Origin of the sequence: Bradyrhizobium sp. 172 (assembly GCF_023101065.1) — a bacterium.
Lineage (GTDB): Bacteria > Pseudomonadota > Alphaproteobacteria > Rhizobiales > Xanthobacteraceae > Bradyrhizobium > Bradyrhizobium canariense_D.
In genome coordinates, this window is sequence record NZ_CP064701.1 from 6,764,050 (window position 1) to 6,789,763 (window position 25,714).

19 protein-coding genes and 3 pseudogenes are annotated in these 25,714 nt (G+C 58.6%); 11 read left to right on the forward strand and 11 right to left on the reverse strand.

Translation table 11 applies throughout. The annotated features are described in order from the left end of the window. Positions 1 to 86: 86 nt before the first annotated feature. The 4 genes from IVB07_RS32200 to IVB07_RS32215 all read right to left on the reverse strand — a co-directional run bounded on the left by IVB07_RS32200 (position 87) and on the right by IVB07_RS32215 (position 5,550). On the reverse strand, positions 87 to 773 hold the full coding sequence (locus tag IVB07_RS32200) for an SDR family oxidoreductase (protein WP_247766982.1): 687 nt from the start codon (positions 771 to 773) through the stop codon (positions 87 to 89). Positions 774 to 856: 83 nt separating this feature from the next. Beyond that, a complete protein-coding gene (locus IVB07_RS32205) occupies positions 857 to 1,723 on the reverse strand; it encodes a CmcJ/NvfI family oxidoreductase (RefSeq protein ID WP_247767824.1) in 867 nt (288 codons plus the stop codon). A 478-nt stretch (positions 1,724 to 2,201) separates the two neighbouring features. Continuing rightward, a complete protein-coding gene (locus IVB07_RS32210) occupies positions 2,202 to 3,371 on the reverse strand; it encodes a Xaa-Pro peptidase family protein (protein WP_247766984.1) in 1,170 nt (389 codons plus the stop codon). Positions 3,372 to 4,044: 673 nt separating this feature from the next. Beyond that, a complete protein-coding gene (locus IVB07_RS32215; RefSeq protein ID WP_247766986.1) occupies positions 4,045 to 5,550 on the reverse strand; it encodes a porin in 1,506 nt (501 codons plus the stop codon). Positions 5,551 to 6,040: 490 nt separating this feature from the next. Between IVB07_RS32215 and IVB07_RS32220 the strand changes: the two genes are divergently transcribed. The 9 genes and pseudogenes from IVB07_RS32220 (at position 6,041) to IVB07_RS32255 (ending at position 15,389) form a co-directional block, all read left to right on the forward strand. Further along, on the forward strand, positions 6,041 to 6,523 hold the full coding sequence (locus IVB07_RS32220; protein WP_247766988.1) for a MarR family transcriptional regulator: 483 nt from the start codon (positions 6,041 to 6,043) through the stop codon (positions 6,521 to 6,523). Between the two features lie 649 nt (positions 6,524 to 7,172). Beyond that, a complete protein-coding gene (locus tag IVB07_RS32225; protein WP_247766996.1) occupies positions 7,173 to 7,931 on the forward strand; it encodes a S9 family peptidase in 759 nt (252 codons plus the stop codon). Positions 7,932 to 8,207: 276 nt separating this feature from the next. Continuing rightward, positions 8,208 to 8,822, forward strand: a complete 615-nt coding sequence (locus IVB07_RS32230) for a hypothetical protein (RefSeq protein WP_346659446.1) — start codon at positions 8,208 to 8,210, stop codon at positions 8,820 to 8,822. Between the two features lie 818 nt (positions 8,823 to 9,640). Then, positions 9,641 to 11,172 (forward strand): annotated as a pseudogene (gene istA / locus IVB07_RS32235) (IS21 family transposase). A gap of 15 nt (positions 11,173 to 11,187) precedes the next feature. Beyond that, on the forward strand, positions 11,188 to 11,949 hold the full coding sequence (istB, locus tag IVB07_RS32240; RefSeq protein WP_247356441.1) for an IS21-like element helper ATPase IstB: 762 nt from the start codon (positions 11,188 to 11,190) through the stop codon (positions 11,947 to 11,949). 140 nt (positions 11,950 to 12,089) lie between these two features. Further along, on the forward strand, positions 12,090 to 12,224 hold the full coding sequence (locus IVB07_RS40510; protein ID WP_256470631.1) for a hypothetical protein: 135 nt from the start codon (positions 12,090 to 12,092) through the stop codon (positions 12,222 to 12,224). Positions 12,225 to 12,252: 28 nt separating this feature from the next. Continuing rightward, positions 12,253 to 12,849 (forward strand): IS110 family transposase, encoded by a 597-nt coding sequence (locus tag IVB07_RS32245; protein ID WP_247767016.1) that lies wholly within the window; start codon positions 12,253 to 12,255, stop codon positions 12,847 to 12,849. A gap of 1,099 nt (positions 12,850 to 13,948) precedes the next feature. Further along, a complete protein-coding gene (locus tag IVB07_RS32250) occupies positions 13,949 to 14,251 on the forward strand; it encodes a class II aldolase/adducin family protein (protein ID WP_247767024.1) in 303 nt (100 codons plus the stop codon). A 202-nt stretch (positions 14,252 to 14,453) separates the two neighbouring features. Further along, entirely contained in the window at positions 14,454 to 15,389 is a 936-nt protein-coding gene (locus IVB07_RS32255; protein ID WP_247767025.1) for a cyclase family protein, read from the forward strand. A gap of 54 nt (positions 15,390 to 15,443) precedes the next feature. Here the strand turns inward: IVB07_RS32255 and IVB07_RS32260 are convergent, their stop codons facing one another. From IVB07_RS32260 to IVB07_RS32275, 4 genes and pseudogenes are all read right to left on the reverse strand, one after another. Further along, entirely contained in the window at positions 15,444 to 16,262 is an 819-nt protein-coding gene (locus IVB07_RS32260) for an extracellular solute-binding protein (protein WP_247767026.1), read from the reverse strand. 350 nt (positions 16,263 to 16,612) lie between these two features. Next, the gene (locus IVB07_RS32265) at positions 16,613 to 16,843 is read right to left on the reverse strand and encodes a hypothetical protein (RefSeq protein ID WP_247767028.1); all 231 of its coding nucleotides are present in this window, start codon (positions 16,841 to 16,843) and stop codon (positions 16,613 to 16,615) included. Between the two features lie 232 nt (positions 16,844 to 17,075). Further along, positions 17,076 to 17,911: pseudogene (locus tag IVB07_RS32270) on the reverse strand (MaoC/PaaZ C-terminal domain-containing protein); the annotation flags it as partial. 414 nt (positions 17,912 to 18,325) lie between these two features. Next, entirely contained in the window at positions 18,326 to 18,847 is a 522-nt protein-coding gene (locus IVB07_RS32275) for an acyl-CoA dehydrogenase family protein (protein ID WP_247767037.1), read from the reverse strand. A gap of 313 nt (positions 18,848 to 19,160) precedes the next feature. On the opposite strand from IVB07_RS32275, the gene IVB07_RS32280 reads away from it, so the two are divergent. After that, positions 19,161 to 20,531: a transposase gene (locus IVB07_RS32280; RefSeq protein ID WP_247767038.1), complete on the forward strand. Its 1,371-nt coding sequence runs from the start codon at positions 19,161 to 19,163 to the stop codon at positions 20,529 to 20,531. A 7-nt stretch (positions 20,532 to 20,538) separates the two neighbouring features. Here the strand turns inward: IVB07_RS32280 and IVB07_RS32285 are convergent, their stop codons facing one another. Continuing rightward, positions 20,539 to 21,972: an IS701 family transposase gene (locus IVB07_RS32285; protein WP_247767040.1), complete on the reverse strand. Its 1,434-nt coding sequence runs from the start codon at positions 21,970 to 21,972 to the stop codon at positions 20,539 to 20,541. A gap of 115 nt (positions 21,973 to 22,087) precedes the next feature. On the opposite strand from IVB07_RS32285, the gene IVB07_RS32290 reads away from it, so the two are divergent. Then, complete coding sequence (locus tag IVB07_RS32290) at positions 22,088 to 23,308, forward strand: IS701 family transposase (protein WP_247285483.1); 1,221 nt, start codon at positions 22,088 to 22,090, stop codon at positions 23,306 to 23,308. A 182-nt stretch (positions 23,309 to 23,490) separates the two neighbouring features. Here the strand turns inward: IVB07_RS32290 and IVB07_RS32295 are convergent. Beyond that, positions 23,491 to 24,251, reverse strand: a protein-coding gene (locus IVB07_RS32295) for an IS5 family transposase (RefSeq protein WP_247767042.1) whose coding sequence is annotated in 2 segments (ribosomal slippage) — positions 23,491 to 23,915 and positions 23,915 to 24,251 — 762 coding nt in all. Because the reading frame shifts where the segments join, the coding sequence is not laid out codon by codon here. Positions 24,252 to 24,474: 223 nt separating this feature from the next. Then, a pseudogene (locus tag IVB07_RS32300) lies at positions 24,475 to 25,711 on the reverse strand (IS701 family transposase). Positions 25,712 to 25,714: the final 3 nt, after the last annotated feature.

A 25,714-nucleotide genomic window follows, 5' to 3' on the forward strand; every position in this document is an offset into this window, starting at 1 on the left:
GCGACTGGCAATTCGGACCGCCCCTTACTTGGGCGGGCATGGAAAATCATAGCTAGCACCTCAGATCTTGGTCTGAAGCGAAACTTTCACCAGCGAATCCTCACACCGCGGTAGTCCTGAAAAATGCCGCTGGTGGCTGGCGTGAGTTCCGCGATCCTAGCGATAAGGCCGCGCGCACACTCTTCAGCCGATATAAAAGCAACCTGACCTTTGACCATTTCCGTTTGCACATAACCAGGATTTAGTAAGGCCACCAGGATCCCATCACGGTCCCAGGCGCGCGACAAGCCACGCATGCCATTGTTGAGTGCCGCCTTCGAGGCTCGATAAGCATACTTGCCGCTCCCGGCGCTGCTGGTGGAGCCCATAATGCTGGTGATTGCCACTAGCTTTTTCTGAATGCTGCTTCTCAAATTGTCGTGCATGGTCTGCGCGATGAGCATAGGTGCCAGGGCATTGACGCGCATAGTGGTCATATAGCCATCGGCCTCGATGCGATCGGCCGATAGACCGCTGATTCCGGCATTGTTGATGAGGATGTCGATTGGCTGATCGCCCACGGTGCGCTTAAGGGTCTCAATCGAGGACTCGTCGGCTACGTCGAGTGGGATGATCCGCACGCGACCGCTGGATGACGCGGCGATTTCTTTGAGGTCGTCGACCTTCGCTGGATCGCGGCAGCACGCAAAAACATCAGCACCCTCGCTTGCGTATTGTCGCGCAAGCGCAAGGCCAATACCTCGATTCGCGCCCGTGATCAGAACTGTGCTCATCGAAAGAACGTCTCCCCTTCAACTGGACTTCCGCAAGTTCCTCCATGAACTCGCGCAGTGATTATCGACAACAAGAACGGCCCTCAGTCGTAGTAAACGAAGAAGCGAGCCTCGACACTCTTGCGGGGGTTTGCATTTGGGTAAGCGCGACGATTGTCGAACGCTGCATGAGCGGACCGGGGATTGTGATCGTCTTCGGAATCATATCCCTTAAACAGAGCGAACTCATCCGAGGTCATCTCCGGGAAGTAATACCAGCGGTGAACCGGACTATAGTGAACAAGCCACATCTTATGCTTGACGTCATCGTTCTCGTAAACGGTATCGACCAGGTCCGTGTCCACGACCGAGTTGCCATCGCAGAACGCCGGGGGAAAGTCCTGCGGAGGCTCCGAGAGAGCATGCCAAGCTTGAATGATCATCAATCGAGAATAGGCCCGGATTGGAGTGCCCTGGAGTTGATCTTCCCGCGCCGCCATCACCGGGCCGGCGATTGGGGCATAATCGATATGAGCAAAGCCGGCCACACACGGCCTGAATAGACGGGTCCCCTTCTCTGCCGGCGGAACAGAGCTCCCGCCAGCAGAGCGAATGATAACGGCGTCTCGCTTGGGTACGACCCACGACGCTTTGAAATAGTCCTTGATGAACGAGACCATTTCTTCGAGATACCTGTCGCGCATGACCTCCGGATCGCGTTCGCTCGCACAGGAAATCTTGTGCTGAACAAGAGTAAACCCTTCTCTGTCGAGAGAAAGGTCGTCCACGATCGGACGCGCGTCGCGTATGGTGACGTCATAGCTCACCAAGGGCCCATCTGATCCCCGCACGACAATTGCTGGAGCGTTCTCGCTCGGCGAGCGTCGAGCAAAGGCGATTTGACCTTGCACCGATCTTAACAGATCACGGTTGATGTGCGCCGTCGAAGAACCTTTCATCTCCGCTCCCATCACTGTTTTTCTCCGCTTCAGAGGCAAGAGTCTTAACGAGAGTTTGGGCCGAATAGCTTCGAAATGGGAGCGAATATGCCGAAATTGTGCACGAAGGAAGGGACCGCGGTGCGGCCCGGCGTAAGGCTAGGAACGGGCCAGTAATCGAGGCGACCAGCTCACCGGCATCAAGCTTGGTGTGATCAGCCTCCCAGCGCGCAACCGCATCGCAACACAGGCCGCTACCACCCCGATGAGGTGAATGACGGAATGGCGAATCCGCACCGAACGAGGTCCCCTGCACAAAGAAAGAGGCCGGGTCAGAAGGAATCATCAACGGGTCTCATGAGTACTCTGAAGCGGGGAAGAGCGGCGGCCGCCAACTGGAAGCTATTAAGTGCAAGCATCCAGCGAGCATGTTGGCAACATCGCGGCAACCTTCCCAAGCAGAGCGGCTTTCCGCGCGGCAGGCTCCTGATCGGAAGAACCCGCAGTCGAGTTAAATCTCGAAAATTTGGCGTGGCACCTGGGTCAACACGTCAGCGCCGGAGTCCGTGACCCGGAACGTCTCACTAAGGACATAGCCAAAATCCTCATCGATCCAGTTACCGAGCATCAGGTGGAAAGTCATGTTGGGTTTCAGAACCGTCATGTCCCCTTCCTTAAGGCTCGTGACCGCCTCGTTCCAATCGATGCCGATGCCATAGCCACAGCGGGATTCTTTCTGAAAGCCCGACTTCCCAATCGTGCGATTGAATGCTTCGGCGACGTCGCTGCAGGTTGCTCCTGGTCGGACTTTATCCAGCGCAGCCTCCAAGCCGGCGACCTCAGCCTCGTGTAGGCGGCGCAGACGGTCGGAAGGCTTGCCAATGGAGAACGTACGCATAACCGCCGCCGTATAGGTGTGGCGCACGCCACCGAGTTCCAGATTGATTTGCGAACCCTGGCGGAAGATGTCGTCGCTCCAAATAATGTGGCTTGTTCCGGTGCGCGGTGAGGAACACATGAAGATGTTCGCAATCCCCGTTCCGCGCTTGCCATTTGCACCGCGCGCTAACGTCGAAAGGATCTCGGCAACGGCGTCAGCTTCATGCACTCCTGGACGTATGACATCGGCCGCCCGCATCATACCCGCATCGGCAATCGCGGCGGCCTCTTTCATCAGAGCTATTTCAAGATCGGACTTAATGACGCGAATCCATGTGACCACGTGCGTACAATCCACGAATCTAGCATCGGGCAGTCGCCTCTTGAAAGTATCCGCCGCTCGCGCTGGAAGCTGCCCCGATTCGAGTCCGACTCCACGGTTCGTGAGGTTCGCTTCCTGAAGAAAATCGATGACGGCGTCGTAACCATCCTTCTCGGGGTTGCCCACGAGCGATTCGGGATATCCAACAATCTTGTTCCGCTTCAGAAACGTCAGATGAATGCCCGCGGGCACATCCATAAGACGCAGGATAAGCGTCGGCTCCTCTTCGTGCACCGAGATCACAAGGGCTTGCGGGACATAGGCGGAACGCGCGGTGTAGCCGGTCAGATAATTGATGCTGCGATCGAAAGTGACGAGAAGGACGTCGACTTCGCGCTTGACCATTTCTGCTTTTACTGCGGTAAGCCTTCGCAAATACTCCGTGCGCGGAAACACCTGCGGTCCTTTGCTGATGGACATTCCCTTAGCTCCTTGGTTTGTTGGCATCTGAAGTCGTTTCAGGAGAGCGCGCACATTCGGCAAGCTTAGAACGATCGCTACGTCACCTTCATCTGGAAGCAAATTTCTCGATTCTGCTCGAGCGTTAGGTGATGGCCGCCGTACGTGTCCTCCAGGACCTGAAAGATCTTAATCGCAGCACAATAGAGAACCTCGCAAAGGTGAATTCCTCTAAATAAGAGATTTATCCGTCGAAATTCCGCGTTTGTGATCGGGTCGGTGCGGGCCCTCCCGCCGGAAGCCCGCCGGGCAAAGCGAACTGGATGTTGATTTCTGTTGCCGCATCCTACTCATAGTAGTCCGATTCCTTCGTTCGCATAGGACGTGTGCCCCGTCGCCAGCCTCACATCATACCTGAGCCGTGGCGGCGATGACGGGATTGGGGACCTTTGGAAGATCAAAACTGACCCAATTTCGACCGCTCCGTTCGCGCGCCAAAACGAAAGTTCTTGCTCAATAAATCTCGCGTCGGGAAGCATGTTCTTAGTGCGAGAGTGAACGACTCCTCGAAGCTGACCAATTGAGCCGCGGACGGCAGTCATGTTCTAACGAGAAAGGCCCCCGGCGGGCATGCCGGAGGCCTCTGGAGGTCAGTTGAGAGCCTGTTCCTTGCTCCTTTCGCTGAAGTGACGACTTAGAAATTTCGCTGAGCGCGGAGCAGCAGCACCAAGCTGTTCTGATCCTTCAGCTCATAAACCGTACCAGGCTTTGCGACGCCCGCCTGGACTGGAAGGGTCACTGTGCTTCCGCTCGCGTACTTCTGATCGAGCATCATGTACGCAAGCTCACCCGTAAAGGTCAGATTGTTGACCGGGGTCCAGGACGTCTTGGTGCCAATCACTGCGTAGTTGAAGTCGGGGTTGCACCCGCCAACGCCGCTCGAGAGCGCTAGATTTGCGACGAAAGCTCCGCAGATATACCCCTTGGCTGTGTTGTTATGCCGCACAGCAGCCCACGCGCCGAAGACGGACGTATTCCAATACGGATCCCAGTTATGAGTGTAGCCGCCATTGAAGCCATATGTCTTGGTCAACTCCTGACCGGAACCGGTGACGAAGACGGAATCAGATACACCGGCAATGCCCAAGCTCTGGTACGCACCAGCCACACTCGTACCGCCATACATGGCGTAGGTGGTCGACAAATAGTCCTGGAAGTTGTACCGGCTCGCACCGTTGGTGTATACGCCCGTCAAGTTGATTGTATCACCAGGTCCAGTCGGAAGATTCTTGATCGACACCGCGAGCTGACCAGCCCAACCCCATTTGTCGCCCGGGTGTCCAGTCATCTCGGTCGCACCATAATAGGCAGCATGGTTGTCATGAGCGGCGACTGACGCCTGGAAGAGGCCCCAGGCTTGGTCAACACGAAGCATTGCAACGAGGTCTGGAGCGCGACTACCTCCGATATCGTTGGTACCGTACGCACCGCTCGCATTTCCCGCGGCCGTTGCACCGCTGACGTTCCAAATGTTCGTGGTGTAGTTCTGGACTTGGTCCTGGGCTGAAAACGCCGCTGTGATTCCTTGACCAAAGTCGGCCGTGTAGGTGGCCTGATTTACCCAGTCATAGCCACCGCTGCCCACCAATTCAAAGTTGTTCGCCGGGTATTGCGCCCAAGGCGTGGAGAACTGGGAAACCGACTTGCCGAACGTGAAGCCGGCGAACTGAATGAACGCGTTATAGACGCCCAGCGAACCACCAGCGATCTGAGAACCGGTCGATGAGGTATAGGCCGTCCCACCAGTACCGGAACCACTGTAGGTGCCCGCCGTCCAAGTGAACACCAACTCAGCATATGTGCGAACAACGCCGTACTCGGTCGCGGTGCGCGTATCGATCTTCAGATCTTGGCGAGTTCGCGTCGTGTAATAGTTGCTAAGCCGATTGCGCGCACCAGCCACACCACTGCTGGCGGCGTCGAAGTCCGCGTTGGTGGCCAGCATGGTATCCGCCCGCAGATACCCCCCCAGCTTGATGCACGTGTCGGTGCCGGGAATGTAGTAGAAGCCAGCACCATACAGCGAGCAGATCTTTACGTATTGGATAGCCTTGGCCTTGACGGGGAGATCGGCAGCCTGCGCTCCAGCCCCCACGAACATTGCCGCAGACCCAAGGATAATACCCTTCATCACTGTCATAGATGACCCTCTAAGTTGGAAAACCGCGTTTCCGTCCTTCAAAGATCCGCTCAGTCACCTCGCCCCAGGGCCAGGTGCATGACGGAACGACTTCGAGGACCTCCTCGCTGTCACGCAGCGGTTTAGTTTCTATCATCAATTTGTGCAATTAATTAATTTCGGGTGCTATTAGATTGCTGCCGGCATGATGCAACCGAGCAACACAGCGGAGCCGCGGCGCCAAAAGCGCCCTTCAGTGCGAAATGCACAAAAAAGAAACCCCCGAGGGGCATCTCGGGGGTTCTGCTTGGAGGATATCCGCTGAGAGCGGTCGCGTGGTCGCGCAATAATATGCATAATTAATTGTACATGTCAATTGTTCTGTTACATAGTGCCTATGTCCTATGCGCGCTGTTTCAGGCAACTTGCGATGGATAGGATCGGCTACCGCCCCCCTGAGTCGTCCGCGACGCCTCTTCCCTCGTGACAATGAGCAAGCGCGAAAGCAGCCATGGCCGAAAAAGAACAATTCGATCGAGCCGTTAGAGACCTGATCTGGAACATCGTCGAGATCCACTCTCAACTCGAAGAAATACACAAGAGCTGGGCGGAGCTTTTAGGAATAACCGAACCGCAGTGGCTAATCCTTATGGCCATTGACGAACTGGACGATGGTCGCGGCGTCTCCGGAATTGCGGTTGCAAACAAGCTGCGGATCCATCCCGCCTTTGTAACAAACCAAACGAAGAAGCTCGAGCAGATGGATCTTCTCGCCCGAGTGATATCGTCCGACGATGCGAGATACCTGCAGATATCGCTGACCCAAAAGGCTCAAACGGAAATAGCGAAATTGTCAGACAAGAGACAGGCACTTCATTCCACGATGCTTGCCGGTCTCGACGAAGAGTCCTTGGACTACCTCAACAAACGACTGGCATCGATCGCCAAGAACAGCCGGCTTGCGCATCAAAAATTGAATCTTGGGCTATTGTAGCGCGGCGCTTGATCGAGCTCGGGACGCATTTGACGATCCTCGGAATGGCCCGCCCGAAAGCAGGCACCGCCGATTATGATGACCAGCAATGGGGTGATCGCTCCTTCCGCAAACCTGCCCGGCACTTCTGAGGCCGACTTTTGCGCAAGCTTGGAAATACTGCGCATTTTACGAAACAACGCAGAATTTCGGCGGCGCGCCCCCGTAGATCGGGGCGCGTCAGCTTTGATGATCCCTAGAATTCGGAGCTGACATAAGCGGAATCTGAAGCCTGCAGTCAACGTCGACGGGGTCAGCGCCCTCCACTGCTCAAGTTTGTAGGGCGGTCTTGAGCGATTGGTCACGATCCACACAAGGGGTGAAACCAATGCTGTGCGCTGCTTGGCCTGAAGTGACGGACAGCCTTAAGTCCACAAGGCGAAGTGCCGCGCTATTCCTAGCTAGCTTCTCTGGGCGTTACGAGGCGACCAGCCGGCGGCACCTCGTCGCAAGATGGACGAACATTGGAGATGCTCACTGCCTGTTAGGAGGCCTGAATGTTGAACGCGGGACCTTCGATGCGGCGGCGGAATCTTGGCTTTGCGCACTAACCGCGTTTGAAGTTGCCAGACGACTGGTCGACGAAGACGATCCACAAGCGGGAGACGTTTTGGCCAAACTGGAAGCTGGCATCAGCCATTTCGGTTCTCTCGAGCACAGGGTGCGCCGCGTCGAAATCCCGTCTTGGGATGAACGCAAGCTGCCCGCCTACTACGTGTCGGCGGGCCGGCCCGACCTATGTGCCCCAGCAGTGATTTGCATAAGCAGGGAAGATGAAACGGGAGCGATGCTGCTTGGACGACTCCTGCCTGTGATCGCAAGCCGAGGCATGGCGGCGCTCGTCGTCGCTTACGACGACGTTTCGACGAGTCGGCATGGACGATCAGAAATCCTTTCTTCTTGCTTGGACTATTTGTCTGCTCAGCCGGAAGTTGATGCGTCTCGAATCGGGATCTACGGTGAAGGGCTGTCGGCCGCCTTAGCAACCGATTCCGCGCTAGCTGACCGCCGCATCGCTGCGGCGGTTTGCGATGGCGGCATATGGAATTGGGCTCGTACTAAGGCATCCATCTCGTGGATGACAGGAACCTCTCACCTGCTGGATGATCAGTTGGCTTCAGCACATCGCTCGCGATTGGCGCGACGATTAAAATGCCCGATTCTCGTAGTTGTAGGTGGACACAGCATCGTCAGCGTCCCAGAAGGCATCAAACTAGAATCCGACTGCACAGCGGCGCGGCTCGATCTCAAGTTGTTAATGCCGCCGGTAGAACCGAATTTGGGCGGTGAGTCCGAGAACTTTGCAGCCTGCGACAACGACATTTTCGCCTGGCTGGAACACAAGCTGGCGCAAACTTTCGCTTTATAGGAGATGGGCGCCTTCGAACACTCCGCCCGGGCCTATCGAATGAACCACCGCACGAAATCTGTATTTAGGCTCGCCTCTAAGCCATTCGCTCGAACACCGGCTTGTTCAAGAACCGCATAATTCGCCTGTACGAGGGGTCTCTTTGGATAATCCTGCGCTAGATTGTTTTAGGGTTAAGATATGACCTCGCACTTGGCGCCACGCTCTTTCGGCATCTTGCACCTGGAACGGGGGCTGTCACCCGGCGCCTCTCTGCCTGCTCCGGCGCCCGGCTCGATGCTGAACCCGGCGACGTTCGACTTTCCGACGATTTCGGAAACCGTCGCAGGAGCTTGGGTGGAGAACGTCGTTCGTGGTGATCTGGCGCTCGAGCCGGCATTTATAGCCGCAGCTCGACGACTGGTCGATCGGGGCGCGGTCGCGATAAGTTCGACCTGTGGCTTCTCTGTCAGGCATCAACCAGCAGTGGCGGCTTCGGTTGACGTGCCGGTTGTCATGTCCAGTCTGCTGCTGTTACCCACATTGCTCCGTCAATTGCCCTGGCGCGCAAAGATCGCCGTCCTGACCTATGACTCGACTTATTGCAGCGAAGATCTGCTCGGGATCGACGCTCGGTCTGAGCGAGCCAGGATTGTAATCGGCGGCATCGAAGGGGGTAAGTTCTGGCATGACGAGCTGAAACGTCCGGCGCCGCCCCTGGATGTTGCCGCCATCGAAGCGGACGTCGCCAACTGCATCGAACGTCTCCGCTCACAGCATCCGGAGATCGCAACTATCCTGTTTGAATGTGCGGCCTTTCCGATCGTCGCTCCAGCGATCCGCCGCATTGCGAAGCTCCCAGTCTATAGCATCACGGACCTCTGTCGGCTGGCCATGGCATCGACCAGCTGATACCTCTCTCGCCTGGAGGGACGATGCACTGGCTCGCGCCAGCCACGGTTATCAAGAAGGTCGGTACCGAGCTGACGGGCTGGTACTCCTTGACCGCGACCGACACTCGATCCTTGTGGGTAGTCGCCCTTGCACAGTTAGCAACTACAACCATTGATGCTGGCAAGGCGGATCATGGCTCACCGCCTTACATTTCGGCAGGTCGATCGTCAGCTGTTCCGACAGCAATCATATTAGTAACCGGTATGAGATTTCTCGGTGCAAACGTTCCGCTGCGGTGTTCTACATCGTGGCGTATGGTGCGACCATCTTGACAGAGGCACCGGGAGCACGATGTGCGGGCAGGCCGATGCATACGATGAGCCGAGAGCTCGAGTTAGTAGCTGGCCGCCTCTGCGACCCGCCCGGTTGCGCTGAGAGCGCGATCCGTAGTTGTCGTGTCGCCCGTAGCTCCCGTCATATCAAGCAGGAGGTGCAAATGCGACGGGTGATTGGCATCGACGTCCACCGAACTTTTGGGGAGGTGGTGTTTTGGGAAGACGGCAAGCTCCGACATGCAGGCCGCATTGATATGACACGGACAGCGCTCGATGATTTGGCAAGACCCTGTTGGCCAGTGATGAGGTGGTGCTCGAAGCGACCGGCATGCGCGTTTCGCGGGATCGTGAGCACGGATTTCAGCGCATCGTGAGCAACGATTTCAGAGGATCGTGAGCAGCGATTTCAGGCGATCGTGAGCAACGTTTGGCGGTGCCGGACGCTTCGACCGACAACTCAACCGGCCTACGGATTTCTCATTCAACCAATGAGGAAGCCTGATGCCTACCGAGAGATTGTCGATGCGCCGGATCCGAGAAGTTCTACGTTTGAGGCACCAGGGCCTGACCGAGCGCGTCATCGCGCGGACGTTGGGAGTGAGCAATGGGGTCGTACACGGTTATGTGCGTCGCGCCCGCCTTGCGGGGCTGACCTGGCCGCTGCCGGAGGGCCTGGACGACGAGAACCTTGAACTGCTGCTGTTTCCGGCGCCGATGGCAGCCTCGCAAAGCGACCGGCGCCCGACACCGGATTGGGCTTATGTCGAGAAGGAGCTGCGCCGCCGCAGCGTGACGCGCCTGCTGTTGTGGGAAGAGTATCGCGCCGCCAATCCGGACGGCTTTGGTATACCTGGTTTTGCACGACGTTCGAGGCCTGGAAGCAGCGGGCCCGGCCAAGCATGCGTCAGACCCACGCCGGTGGGGAGAAGGTATTCGTCGATTTCGCCGGCGACACCATCGATATCTTCGATCCCATCACCGGCGAAGTGCGCGCCATGAAGTCGCGGCGATGGGGGCCTCGAACTACACCTACGCCGAGGCCTGCCCAAGCGAGAGCCTGTCCGACTGGATCGGCGTGCATGCCAGCCTGTTCAGGTATCTCGGCGGCGTGCCGAAGTTCGTGGTCTGCGATAATCTCAAGGCCGCCGTGACCAACCCCGATCGCTACGATCCCGGGATCAACCGCACCTATGCTGAGATGGCCGGCCATTACGGCACCGCGATCCTGGCGGCCCGGCCGAGGCGACCAAAGGACAAGGCCAAGGTTGAGGTCGCAGTCCAGATCGCCCAGCGCTGGATCCTGGCCCGCCTGCGCAACCAGCGCTTCTTTTCCCTGGCGGAGCTCAATACCGCCATCCGCGGGCTCGTCGTCGAACTCAACGCCCGCCAGATGCGCGGCTTCGGCTCCAGCCGGACCGAACTGTTCGCCGAGATTGATCGCCCCAGGTTGAGAGAACTGCCGGACCAGCCCTACGTCTTTGCGCGCTGGAAGCGTTGCCGTGTCGCCCCAGATTATCACGTCGAGATCGACGGCCATTGGTATTCCACCCCTTACCGCCTGATCCGTGAACTCGTCGATGTCCGTATCGCCGACAAGACCGTCGAGGTCTTCCACAAGGGACAGAGGATCGCCAGCCACGCCCGTGCGCCCAACCGGCGCGGCCACACCACGATTGCCGATCATATGCCCAGCGCCCACCGCCGCTACGGCAAATGGACAACGGGAGGGCTGATCGCCGCCGGCGAGAAGATCGGTCCATCGACGGCGGCGTTCTTCCAGGTCGTCATCGAAGCCCGGCCGCACCCCGAGCAAGGCTTTCGCACCTGCCTCGGTATTCTGTCGCTGGCCAGGAGCTACGACCATGCGCGCGTCGATGCCGCCTGCCGACGCGGCATCCTGATCAAGGCTCGCTCCGTCGCCTCGATCCGTTCGATCCTCAAGAGCGGCCTCGATCGCGCTTTCCCTCGACGAGACGTCCGACCACCAGCCCCTGCGCCACGGCAACATCCGCGGTCAGGGCTATTTCCACTGAACCAGGGAGACTCCAATGCTGACACACCCCACCCATGAACGGCTGATCACGCTTGGCTTGACCGGAATGGCCAAAGCCTTCGAGGAGCAGCGACGATCACCGGACCTCGACGCCCTGCCGTTCGAGGAGCGCATCGGGCTTCTCGTCGATCGCGAAGCCGCCGAGCGCGACACCAAACGTCTCACGACCCGTCTCAAGTTCGCCGCGCTACGCCAGAGCGCATGCGTGGAAGACGTCGATTTGCGCACGCCACGCGGCATCGACCGCAGCGTCTTCGCCAGACTCGTCGGCGGCGACTGGATCGACCGCAACGAGAACCTGCTCATCACAGGGGCAACCGGGCTCGGCAAAAGCTGGATTGCCTGCGCCCTCGGCCACAAGGCCTGCCGCGACACTCGTTCGGTCCAGTATCACCGCGTCCCGCGCCTGTTCGAGGCGCTCGCCCTGGCTCGCGGCGACGGCCGATATGGCCGGCTGCTCAAAACCATCGGCCGCGTTCAACTTCTGATCCTCGATGATTGGGGCCTGTCAGTTCTAAATCCGCCCGAACGGCGCGACCTTCTGGAGATCCTCGATGATCGCCACGGTCGCGCCTCCACCATCGTCACCAGTCAGGTCCCTGTTGAACATTGGCACGACGTTATCGGCGACCCAACCCTCGGCGACGCCATCCTGGATCGCCTCGTTCACAACGCTCACCGTCTGCAACTCTCCGGAGAAAGCATGCGAAAGCAGAACGCCCGCAATCAAACTCTTGACGCCAACTCAAACCCCTGAACCAATCACGCATGTCGGTCAAAGCCGCTGCTCACCATCGCGCGAAACAGCTGCTCACGATCGCCTGAAATCGCCGCTCACCATCAGCGAAATGCGCAACCGGCAACAGCATGGCGGTATCGCGGGTTCTGGCACCGTTCGTGGCACGGGTGATTATCGCCAATCCGCTGCAGGTGAAGGCGATCGCCCAGGCTCACGTCAAGACCGACAAGATCGATGCCGGCACGCTCGCCTCTGCAGGCGGCTGGGTACCTGCCGCAGATCTGGACGCCTGACGCGGAGACGGAACGCAAGCGTCGGCTGGTGGCGCGGCGCTACCAGGTCGTGCGCCATCGCACGCGGCTCAAGAACGAGGTGCATTCGATCCTGCACGCGCACCTGATCCCGAAGTGCCCGCATGCCGATCTTTTCAACGCCCGCGGCCGGGCGTGGTTGGCCGCCCAACCGTTGCCGGACGATGAGCGCGCGGCGATCGATCGGCACGTCCGCGAGCTTGACCGGCTGGCGGAAGATCTGGCCCTGCTCGACCGCGAGATCGCGCAGGACGCCATCGACGATTCCGCGGTCAACAGATTGATGACGATCACCGGCGTCAACTTGGCGCTCGGTGCCGGCATCATGGCGGCGATCGGCGACATCGGCCGGTTCAACAGTCCGCACAAGCTGGTGAGCTATTTTGGGCTGAACCCGCGGGTGCGGCAGTCCGGACTTGGCGCCGCCCATCACGACCATATCAGCAAGATCGGCCGCAGTCATGCGCGCGCCATGCTGGTCGAGGCGGCTTGGGCAGCGGCCAAGACGCCCGGGCCACTGCATGCTTTTTTCGTGCGCCTCCGAGCCCGGCGCGGCCATCAGATCGCCGCGGTGGCCCTGGCTCGCAAGCTCACTGTGCTCTGCTGACATTTGCTGACGAAGCGCGAGGATTACCTGTGGGCGCAGCCAGCGCTGGTCGCTAACAAGACCCGCGCGATGCAACTTCAAGCCGGACATCCACAATAGAAAGGTAGCCGCCGCGGACCAGCCTATGCCTACAACATCAAGGCGCTACGCGACCGCGAGATGGTGATGCCGCCCAGGCGGAGCGAAGCTACGAACGGTTCGTGTCGCAATGGAAAGCGCGGCGGCCAAAACCCGGCGCGCGGCGCCTCAGTCTCCGGCAGGACAAAATAGGCAATCCGGTCACGCTTGCAGCCGACGCGTCAAGCTTCGCCACGAGGTCGCCCGCGCCCAACAACCATAGTCGCGGCTGACGGCAAGGTCTAGCCAGTCCAGGAACCCAGTCCCGTTCCACGCCAGCGTGCCGTCGTGCTCGGGCCGGTCAAGGCCAAGCCATGCGGTGGCCGCAAATGCGGCCAGCCTTGACCGCCCCTGCGCGCGGCGGCTGCGAGATCGGTGGCCGGGACGGAAGAATGGCCCGCAGCGCGACCGAACAATAGAATGGACTTACGGCGATCTCCGCAATCGTCGCTTCGGCCATGAAGAAATCGCTTGTCCATCTCATCCGTAGGTAGGCGCGTCCGGAGCTAGTCATGAGGGCCCTTAAGCGCCGATGTCGGGACCTGAGTCGGTAACAGCAAGCCCCTCCGTTTTCCTCCGGCATATCTCACGTAAGGTGAGCGCATGATTTCGGACGGGGCACTCAGCCGCAACATTCTTGCGGTGGTGGCGAGCTCAAGAAGCCTGCTAATTGCATCACCACGATCCATAAACCACAATCGAAGGCATATTGATTGTTAACCGAACGACGGAGCTGCAGCCTTCGTTATGAATCTTGGGCCAACGCTGAAAAGGGGCCTTCAACAGGCAACAAGGAAGCGTCTAGAAATGGATGAAATCTGAGATTTCATTTGCCACGAGGGGAATATCCACGACCGAAGTTCATTCATCACCGCAAATCTTGCCCGGCCCTTGCTATGATCCTCAGTCACTTTCCCAAGTGACTTGAGGAGAAGCGACCATGTGTAACGCCGCCATCCAGGAATAGGAGATCCGCTGCGATTTGGCTGTAGCCTATCGCCTGATCGCCCATCTCGGCATGGACGACCTGATCTCCAGCCACTTGTCAGCGCGCCTGCCTGGCAAGATGGATCGTTTTTTGCTCAATCCCAACGGGATGATGTTCGACGAGATCACTGCCTCTAGTCTCGTTACCGTCGACCCAGAAGGGCATGCCATTCAGAAAGAGGACGAGGCGAAGATAAACAACGCGGGTTTAGCGATTCACTCAGCGGTGCACATGGCACGTGATGATGCTCAATGCGAAATTCACACGCACACTTTGCCAGGGACCTTCGATTGGTAAGCCGATAGTATGCTCGGGAAGCATGAAAATGATGAGCCGGGCTCCTGCCGCGGGTATGCAGGATGTCCGAAAGAAGTACGGGATGTAGGGACCGGAACCTACTGTTGAAGGAAGGCGATTTGCGCCTGGAGAATAAATCACAGGCGCGAACCGCATTTTTCGGAACTCGTCAACCCCTTCGAAACTAGACAAGGAGCGCGCAATGCGGCCCGTCAACTTTGACTATCTTGCCGATAGACTGCGCAATTGGGGGCGGTGGGGCGAAGCGGACCAGCGCGGCACGCTTAACTACATCGGACCAGCAACGCTGAAGAATGCTGCGGCCGAAGTGCGTGACGGCAAGCTCTTTAACCTGGGTCTGCGGTTTGATCGGAATGGGCCGCAGCTGGGACGCAAGCGGTTTAATCCGATGATTTACGCGACAGACCTTTTCACTCCCATGGGCCCTGAGGCGCAAGGTGTCTGCTACTCCGATGACGTCATTCACATGCCCTTGCAATGTTCGACGCAATGGGACGCGCTCGGCCACGTCCACTATGACGGCCAACTATACAATGGATGCAGCGCGCGCGAATGCCTCACCGAAAATGGCGCGCTGAAGATGGGAATCAACCACCTGGCAGCCCCCGGCATCGTTTCGCGCGGGGTACTCGTCGATATTGCACGGCTGAAGGGGATCGACCGACTGCCGCTTGACTACGCGATCACGGTCGATGATCTGAACGCTGCATGCGAGAAGCAAGCCGTAAGCGTCGACACCGGCGACATCCTTTTGGTGCACACCGGACACATGCTTTGGTTCACCGCGGACGGGGACCGTGACAGCTTCATGGGAATGCAACCGGGCCTCAGTTATACCTGCGCCGAGTGGGCTCATGAAAAGTCGCTGGCTGCCGTAGCCGCCGACAACATGGCTGTGGAGATATTAGACGCCGAGGGAATGGGCTCGGAAATGCCGCTCGCCTTCCACATGCTGACGTTGCGAGACATGGGCATGCCGCTGGGTGAGATGTTCAATCTCGAGGCCCTGGCGGCCGACTGCGCCGCCGACGGACGATACAGCTTCCTGCTTGCAGCTCCGCCCCTGGAGGTTACTGGCGGATTTGGATCGCCCGTCAACCCGCAGGCGCTCAAATAGACCATTTTAGAGTTGGGGCCGTGCAGTCGACGCTGAGCAATGTCGGCAGCCGCGTCAGGGCTGACGACATCGACAAACATCCTGCACTCCTAGCACCGCACCACGGGGTACAAAGCCAGTTGAGCTTGCATGGACCAAATAGGCATCGGCTGCAACGGCGCCGCAGGACGTAGTCCCTCTTCGCGAACGAAGGCTCAGAAAAGCTCGTTGTTTCCGCAAGAGCATTTCCATGCGACTGTGCTGGAAAACTTGGTCCTCGATCGCATGCGCTGTCCAGGGAGACCAACCGTTCACGTTACATCTCGGCTTCTGCGCTGCCCAGCAATCTACCCAGCTCAGTGCGCTCGCCACGCTAGCCAACGCTCCTGCACATGATCTGCGTTGACCATCGGGTCGCTTGGCCGCGAGCCAAGCGCCGTCCTCAGGGATGACCTTAGAAGCATTTTTCGGATCGATGCTGAGCAGAAGGATCCACTCGGCTGGGAGATACTGCATCTGATGTGTATTCGGCCCGGGATAGCCAGTACCTTCCGTAAATCCGGCCGCAATCTGCGCCCGGTTCAAGAATGCGAACAGCTTTTGCGCATTCGCTGTATTGGGATCACCCTTGAGAATCGCTGCATTTCTATACGTCATCCAGGCGCCCTCCCAGATGAACTTGATCGAAGCTCCCTTTCGAATCGCGGCGGTTACACGGCCGTTGAACGCGCTACTCATCGCGTATTCGCCGTTGATCAAGAGTTGAGGCGCTTCACCGCCTGCACTCCACCACTTAGTAACATAAGGCTTGATCTGGTTAAGCTTGTCGAATGCGCGGTCAAGCTTCTCGTCTGTCGAGGGCCAGATATCCCGGTGGGGACGCCCGGCGGCCAACAGCGCAAGCGGGATCGTATCCTTGCCAAGCAGGCCTCAAGGCTGCGCGCTCCTGCAAATTTCTTGATCCAATTTTTGCGGCCCGCCGTTGGGAAACGCACGCTCGTTGTAACCCAACACCCCGCCGTTTGGAAGACCACAATTGCATCCTTGAGACGCGCGTGCTGCGGCGTTCCTTCGAGGGGCCCTTCATCCCAGAGCGTGTAGTCAACCGGCACTAACATTGCGGCTTCATGCATAGCCGGATAGTTCTGCACGACGATATACGCGATGTCCCAATCGACCCGGCCAGCCTGATGCATTGCCTTCAGTGTGGGGCTCGGCTAAATCGCCAACCACATCCACGACCTTTATTCCTGTGGCTTTCGTGAACGGCTCATAGACACACCGTCGGATGCCTCGGTAAATGAGCCGCCATAGCTGAAGACGACGACCTCTCCATTGCCTGCAAGCTTCTCCTGGGCCGGCGCCGAGGTGGCGTTTGCATCCAAGGACATGCTCAGTAGCGCCGCTGCTGATTGAAGCATGGAGCGCCGGATAATGTTGCAGAAGGAACGGCTTCCGAAAACTCGCTTGGTCATGACCTCCCTCTCGTTGTGCAAGTTCCTTCCTTAAGCCTGCCTCACAGCGACGCTTCAATGCTTGTTGATTTTGTCTGGGCTAACGCCGCAAATTCGGCACTTCCATGATTACGTAGAGGGCAGGGTATCCAGCTGACGCGGCACAAAGACCGCATAATCCGTCTAGGATCGGATAAATGCTGCAGAACGGGCGACTTTCGCGAAATTGTCCGGTAGCTCGACGGGATGTCAGAAGGATTGTCATGCCGTTCTTGACAACCGTGACGCCGCGCTCCTTCACGCTCGCTTCGAACGAGATCACGTTGTCATCCTTCCACATCTCCAGCGTGACGGTCTCGCCGGGCTAGACCGGCGCTGAAAACCGTGCCGTGCGCTGTCTGAAGGCGCTTGGATCATAATCGGCATAGGTCTGCAGAATGCCGCGGCAGGTGATTCCGTAGATGCACATGCCGTGAAGGATTGGCTTCGGAAACCCAAATTGCTTCGCGGATTCCGGATCGGAATGCAACGAGTGACGGTCGCCGCAAAGCCGGTAGATCAGCCCCTGATCGGGAGCGCGTGCAAAGGTTCACGATCCGGTCGGGGGCTCGGCTGGGCATTTGATGTGGCTGGGGCTGTGGCCGCCAAAACCGCCATCCCCACGCGCAAAGTACGAAGTCACCAAAATTGCCAACGGTTCGCCGCGGCTGGCTTTCAGTACCGTTTGGAAGCGGATGATCGCCCCTTTATCCTTACCTTTGTCATAGACCGCAATCACGGAAGAGTCAGCTGTGATATGAGCGGCCGGCGGAAGCGTGCTGTGGAATGTGATATCGCGCTCGTCGTCCAACGCGATGAAGCTCAGATTGAACTCACCGGGTTCGGCGAAGCCGGCTGCGATTGAGGCGAACGTCGGCACCATTCTCAGTGGCCGCGCCATCGCTGCCGCCTCGTTCACAAAAGCGAGCGCCTTCTCGTCCAAAGGATCAGCTCCCATGCCGATAGCAAGGGCGTAAAGCAGCACATCGCGCTATAGCTGTATGTTTGGCCGAGCTTCTTCATCGCCATCAGCTGTTCATAGTTGATCATGTGATCGTTCCACTTGCCAAGACTTGGCTGTTTATATGGCCCGACTACTGTTGTTGCGGAGAAGGAACGAAGCAACGATCGTTGCGTGCCTTAGATCTCGTCCCCAGCTGAGCTCACCAGGCGCGCCTCAGTCAATCAGGCGGTTACCCCTTAGCATGGCACGCCCGCGATCTGCGCGTAACGGACCTCGCCGGAGAAGCCCTATTTCTTGATGGTCGTGAGATTTCTGTTGCGATGCTTTTGTCCTGGGAGACGCCTACAACGGCGACCGACCCCGGCCGAAAAAGCTGGCTGATCCTTCCCGCCGCTCCCTGGTGAACGGCGTCCTGTCGCTGTACACGATCAACTTGCATCTTCAACCCTCGTTTGTGGTCTTGCGAAACGCTGGCGCCTGGTTTGGACGAGGACCCGGTCCTACCGTTGAATTGCTTGCTCGCCGAAAAGTCCTCCGAGCGAGGCGAGCCGCTGAAAATGGTGGTCGGTATCGCCGAACGACGCGTCGATTATCGTCACATGTTTAAAGTAGTGGCCTATGCTGTCTTCCATGGTTATACCGATGCCGCCGTGGAGCTGGATAGCTTGGCGTCCGAGCGTTTTCGATGACTGCCCGATCTGCGCTTTTGCCGCCGAGATCGCCCGCTCACGCTCGGTCACATCACTTTCTCCTGCCATCATGGTGGCGTACATCGCCATGGAACGCGACTGTTCCAATTCGACGAACATGTCGACCGCGCGGTGCTGAAGCACTTGGAAGGAGCCGATTGTCGTGCCGAATTGCTTGCGCGTCTTCAAGTAATCGACGGTGATGGCATGCATTTCAGCGAAGCAGCCGACGGCCTCAGCGCACAAGCCTGCAACGGCTTCGTCCGCAACTCGCGAGATAATCGGGAAAGCGCCTGCCGTCGCCGATAACGTCAGCGGGAGCAATTCGTACATCCTTAAAGCGTGATTTCGGCGGTGCGCAGCCTGTCCTGTGTGGGATAGGCGCGACGCATAAGACCCGGCGCATGAGCATCGACCAGGAAATGGCCGATACCTTCCTTTTCTCGTGCGCTCCCCGCAGTTCGCGCCGACACTATGATCTTGTCTGCGGCGTCGCCGTGGAGGACTAGCACTACTTTGGCAGAATGTGTTTGCGCCACTGTTTTTCAAGGATTTGCTTTCGGCAGATTTTGTTGCAAAAGTCGGTTGAGACAAGTCACGAACCGTGATTCCGTTGTGTTGACGCGAATCTCGGCGAGGTCGATCCATGATGGGCCGTCTGAAGAGTGACCAAGGTCAACTGTTCTACGAGTTTCGTCTTGGCGACGCGATACCCGAAGATCATCTGGTGCGGAAGATCGATGCTGCTCTCGATCTGTCCTGGCTTCGCGGTGAACTAGCATCTCACTATTCGTCGATGGGGCGCCCATCGATTGATCCGGAACTGATGATCCGGATGCTGGTCGTGGGGTATGTCTTTGGGATCCGCTCGGAACGGCTGATCTGTCGTGAAGTGCAGGTGAACCTCGCCTATCGCTGGTTCTGCAAGCTCGGTATCGAGGACGCTGTCCCGGATCATTCGGCGTTCTCGCGCGCCCGCAACGAGCGCTTCCGCGATGGAGATGTTCTCCGCCGCGTGTTCGAACGGACGGTCGAGACATGCATTGCCGCCGGTCTGGTTGGCGGCGAAGGATTTGCAGTCGATGCGAGCCTGATTGCGGCCGACGCGAACAAGCAGCGCTCGATCGCGGGTCAGGATTGGCGCAGGGATCGCGATCCGGCCAGGTCTAGCCGCGCGGTGAAGGAGTATTTGGCAACCCTCGACGATCCGGCGTGGGGCGCCGCCAGCGATGTCATCCCGAAGTTTGTCTCGCCATCCGATCCGGCAGCGCAGTGGACCGGCGCTCACAAGGGGCCGGCATTCTTCGCGTACTCCGACAACTATCTCATCGACGTGAAGTTCGGCGTCATCGTGGATGTCGAGGCCTCCCGCGCCATTCGCCAGGCCGAGGTCGGTGCAGCAAAAACCATGATCGAACGAACCGAGGAGCGCTTTGGTCTCAAGCCAGAGCGACTTGTCGGGGATACCGCTTACGGAGCGGCTCCGATGCTGAACTGGCTGGTCGAGGAGAAGGGCATCGCGCCGCATATCCCTGTGTTCGATAAGTCGAAGCGGGATGATGGCACCTTCTCGCGGAGCGACTTTCGATATGACCCAACCGGGGACGTTTACCACTGCCCGGGTGGTAAGCGGCTTGGGACGAGCGGTACCGTGCACGAGGGCAAGACCCTTCTGTATCGTGCCAGCAAGCTCGACTGCGATGTATGCCCGCTCAAACCGCAGTGCTGCCCAAAGGAACCATCACGCAAGATCCCGCGCGATATCCATGAGCATGCCCGAGACGTTGCCCGGTCGTTCGCTGGCACCGAGGGCTTCGAGCTCTCTCGGCGTCAGCGCAAGAAGATCGAGATGAGGTTCGCACACTTGAAGCGCATCCTGAAGCTTGGTCGGCTCCGATTGCGAGGCCCGCAAGGTGCCCAGGATGAGTTTGTTCTAGCCGCCATCGCTCAGAATCTGAGGCGGTTTGCATCGCTGGTCGCACGACCGCCGCCGGCTCAGGTTCTGCGCATCGCGTAACGTAGCGTCAAAGTTGCGTAAAATGCGTCAGGGCCAGCGCTTCAAAGCGCGGCTTAACAAAAGGCCCAGCGGCCAAATCCATTGCAGCCAACTTTTGCAACAAAATCGGCAATATGGGCACTGCTGAGACGGCGGCCGAAGGATGAGATCGACGATGGCGTGACGTACGGCGGGCATGGTTGGTTGAGGCGGAGGCCCGTTGATTCTTTTTTTTCCGCCCCGCGTATGCGAGGCGATGATGTTGCAGGAAGGCGTAGGCAATCATTGTCATCAGGGCGTGGCGATGCAGACCTTGCCATGATCGCCCTTCGAAGTGATCAAGTCCAAGCTCCTCCTTCAACTGCTGATGCGCCTGCTCACAAATCCACCGTGCCTTGATGGTGGCGGCCAGTGTGCGCAGATCCGTCGCCGCCGGAAGATTGGCGAGATAGTATTTCTTCTCCCCAGAGGCACGTTGCTCGCCAATGAGCCAAGCTTCGTCGCCTGGGAGATGCTGCTGACCTTTATCCCATATCCGCTGCGGAGGGCCGTCGGCGGTCCGGACACGGAGAGCAGCAAATCGGGCTTTTAGCCGACCTTTCGTCCCGCTGCGCCAACTCACGGTTTTCCATTTGGCGCTGGCCAGCATTTGTTCTGCCGCAATCGATAAGATATCGGGCACGTGGTGCTTTCGTGGTTTGCTACGGGCTTTGGTGATCGGCCAAATGAGCTTCACATCGACCGGATACACTTTCTGGTGCCGAGGGATACCGACCGCCCAGGCCAGCCCGCGCTCTGTTAGCCCTTGTCGAAACGGCGCGCTGAGGCCGTATCCTGCATCCGCCAGCACACATCCAAAGCGCACCTTGGCTGCCATCGCGCGGTCAATCTCGGCCAAAGCGATCTCCGGCTTGGACCGCGGCGTTCGGTGTTCGACTGGCACGCGAGCGCGCTTCAAGCGAGGCATGTCACTTGTCCAGCTGTCAGGCAGAAAGAGACGTAACGCGACCATCACGGGCACTTCGCCGCGCGCAAGCGTTAAAGACACCAGCGTTTGGCAATTTGCCGTTTTACCGAGAGCCGACGCGTATTGAGCCGCAACACCGACCGATCGCTCACCCTTTTTCGGCAGTGAGGTGTCATCAATAACCAGCACCGCATCGCTGCCGCCGACAAGTCGGTCCGCCTGGTTGAGCAGCTCTGTCTCCAGCGGCGTCGCGTTCCAGACGCCGTCCGCAATGAAGTGGTGCAACTGGTCGTAGTTGCTCGCGGCAAGGCGTTCCGCCATCGGCTGAACGCTCTTGCGATCGCCAGGACCGATCAATCCCGCAACATATAGAGGACACATCCGCTGTCGGGTCTTATGACCCAGCCGGTCCAAGAACGGCATCAGCCAGCGTTCGAGTTCGTCTTCCCATCCCGGCATGGTCAGCCCTCCAAGAGCCGACCACCCATGAATCATTGAAAAATTGATTCGGGAATCCTATAAATCGCGGCAAAATCAACAATCTGCCAAAGTAGTGCTAGGCTAGCATTACAGTTGCTTTTGTTGCGGGCTTCTGAATCCATGGGCAACCATGATTCGAATGTCGTGGGCGCGGGCCGCGTCGGTTGAGGCGACGCTTGCGTTGTGGGCGGCGTCGCTTCGAGAGATCAAGCAACGGATACGTCCGTTGTTCACGCAAGAGCGTGTTGCGACGAATGCAGGTCTGTTCCTGGAAGGTCTGCTCGGAGATGAGCAGCGCAAGACCGGTTGGATGCGCGCGGAGGCGGCTGGCGATCCCGGCCCATGGCGGCAGCAGGCGATTCTGGGTCGTGGAGACTGGGACGCTGATGCCCTGCGCGATATCGTGCACGACTATGTCATCGAGCATTTGGCGGATGACGATGCGGTGCTCGTGATCGACGAGACCGGTTTTCTCAAACAGGGCAAAGCGTCATGCGGAGTGGCGCGGCAATACACTGGTTCGGCAGGAAAGATCACGAACTGCCAGATCGGCGTCTTCGCTGCCTACGTTTCGCGTCATGGCCATGCGTTCATCGATCGCGCGTTGTATCTTCCGAAGGAATGGACCGACGATCCAGATCGTCTGGAAGCCACATATGTGCCTGCCGATGTCGGCTTTGCGACCAAACCAAAGCTTGCGACGAGAATGATCGCACGCGCGATAGCCGGGTCTGTACCATTCAAGTGGGTTGCCGGTGATACCGTCTACGGTGTTGGCAACATCGAACAGCAACTACGTCGGGCAGGCAAAGGCTACGTGCTTGGGGTCAGCAGCGCTCATGTGTTTCGATCCTGGGGCAAGCGACCGCCGGTCGCCGGTACGGCTGCAGACCTCGCCCGGACGCGGCGCTCATCCGACTGGAAGCGCCTGTCGGCGGGAGCCGGAACCAAAGGACCGCGGCTGCACGATTGGTGTTATCTCGAATTGGCGGATCTCGAGGCCGAGCAGTCCAACAGTGCAAATGACGGTTTGTGGACACGCGGTCTACTGATCCGTCGTCGCATTGCCGATGATGACCTCGCCTTCTTCACCACCTGGTGCCCAGCGGGAACAGCCATTGAAACGCTGGTCGCGGTCGAAGGCCATCGATGGGCGATCGAGGACAGCTTTGAAACGGCGAAAAACGAGTTCGGGCTCGATCACAACGAGAGCAGATCCTGGCATGGCTGGCACCGTCATGTGTCCTTGGTGATGCTCGCCTTCGCCATGATGGCCGCGATCCGACATCGCGCTAATCCGCCACCGCCCAAAAAAACGAAACGGCGCCCCCCGGCAAAAGCCAAAACATAACCACCCCACCACTGATCCGTTGGTCAATCCAGGAAATCCGCCGCATTGCTATCAGACTTGCGCGGAAGCGGATTCAACCCGCACACATCATCGCATGGTCCTTCTGGCGCAGAGCTCACCAGGCTGCCGCTCAACGCGCCCACTTCAAATCAAAAAAGCAACTGTAATGCTAGGGTTCAGACTCAATTGATCCAATGAGCGACGAGAGCGGCGAGGTGGACGGCGGCCAAGAAGTTTCTGGCAAGTTTGTCGTAGCGAGTAGCAACACGCCTGAAATCCTTGAGCCGGCAGAAACAGCGCTCGATAACATTGCGCCCTTTATAGAGGCGCTTGCTGAAGCTGTGGAGGGTTACCCGGTTGGATTTGTTTGGAATGACGGGTTTCGCGCCGCGATTGACGATTTCGGCGCGAAAGCCGTCGCCATCGTAGCCTTTGTCCCCAATGAGGGAAGACATGGGCGGCGCGAGCTTCAAAAGGGCCGGCCCTGCAGCAATGTCTGCGGCTTGTCCCGGAGTGAGATGAAATGCGCAAGGTTTGCAATCAGGCTCGCTCAGCGCGTGGATTTTCGTGGTCCGCCCACCGCGCGAGCGGCCGATCGCCTGTTCACACTCCCCCCTTTTCCGCCGCTCGCCGAGCGATGCGCTATGATCGAGGTGGAGTCGATCGACAAAGCCACTCGGTCCTTGCCGCAGCGGGCGAGCGCTTCAAAGATCGCCTGCCAATGTCCGCGCTTAGCCCAGCGATTGAACCGATTGTAGATCGTCGTGTAAGGGCCATAGTCGGACGGGCAATCGCGCCAGCGTGCGCCGCACTGGAGCATGTGAATGATACCGCTGATAATGCGTCGATCGTCTTCGCGCGCCGGGCCGGTCTGGTTTGTTGGCAGATGCGGCTCTATCTGAGCCCACTGCTTGTCGTTGAGCCAGAACAGTCCTTTGCGCATCGAAGTCCCCCGTGCCGAATCAACTTAGCACGAGGGAATCAGAACTGGCTAATTAGGTACAGACCCTAACATTACAGTTGTCTTTTTGATTTGAGATGCGCGCGCTGAGCGGCAGCCTGGTGAGCTCTGCGCCAGAATGACCATGCAATGACATGCGCGGGTTGGATCCGCTTTCGAGCAAGCCTGATGGCGATGCGGCGGATTTCCTGGATTGACCAACGGATCAGCGGCGGCGTGGGTGTGCTTTGGCTTTTGCCGGGGGGCGGCGTTTGGTTTTTTTGGGCGGTGGCGGATTGGCGCGATGGCGGATCGCCGCCATCATGGCGAAGGCGAGCATCACCAGGGACACGTGGCGATGCCAGCCATGCCAGGACCTGCTCTCGTTGTGATCCAGCCCGAACTCGTTTTTCGCGGTTTCAAAGCTGTCCTCGATCGCCCATCGATGGCCTTCGACCGCGACCAGCGTTTCAATGGATGTTCCCGCTGGGCACCAGGTGGTGAAGAAGGCGAGGTCATCATCGGCGATGCGACGACGGATTAGTAGACCGCGCGTCCATAAACCACCATTTGCGCTGTTGAACTGCTCGGCCTCGAGATCGGCCAATTCAAGATAAACCCTATCGTGCAGCCGCGGTCCTTTGGTTCCGGCTCCCGCCGACAGGCGCTTCCAGGCGGATGAGCGCCGCGTCCGGGCGAGGTCTGCAGCCGTACCGGCGACCGGCGGTCGCTTGCCCCAGGATCGAAACACATGAGCGCTGCTGACCCCAAGCACGTAGCCTTTGCCTGCCCGACGTAGTTGCTGTTCGATGTTGCCAACACCGTAGACGGTATCACCGGCAACCCACTTGAATGGTACAGACGCGGCTATCGCGCGTGCGATCATTCTCGTCGCAAGCTTTGGTTTGGTCGCAAAGCCGACATCGGCAGGCACATATGTGGCTTCCAGACGATCTGGATCATCGGTCCATTCCTTCGGAAGATACAACGCGCGATCGATGAACGCATGGCCATGACGCGAAACGTAGGCAGCGAAGACGCCGATCTGGCAGTTCGTGATCTTCCCTGCCGAACCAGTGTATTGCCACGCCACTCCGCACGAGGCCTTACCCTGCTTGAGAAAGCCGGTCTCGTCGATCACCAGCACCGCATCGTCATCCGCCAAATGCTCGATGACATAGTCGTGCACGATATCGCGCAGGGCATCCGCGTCCCAATCTCCACGACCCAGAATCGCCTGCTGCCGCCATGGGCCGGGATCGCCAGCCGCCTCCGCGCGCATCCTACCGGTCTTGCGCTGCTCATCTCCGAGCAGACCTTCCAGGAACAGACCTGCATTCGTCGCAACACGCTCTTGCGTGAACAAACGGACGTATCCGTTGCTTGATCTCTCGAAGCGACGCCGCCCACAACGCAAGCGTCTCCTCAACCGACGCGGCCCGCGCCCACGACATTCGAATCATGGT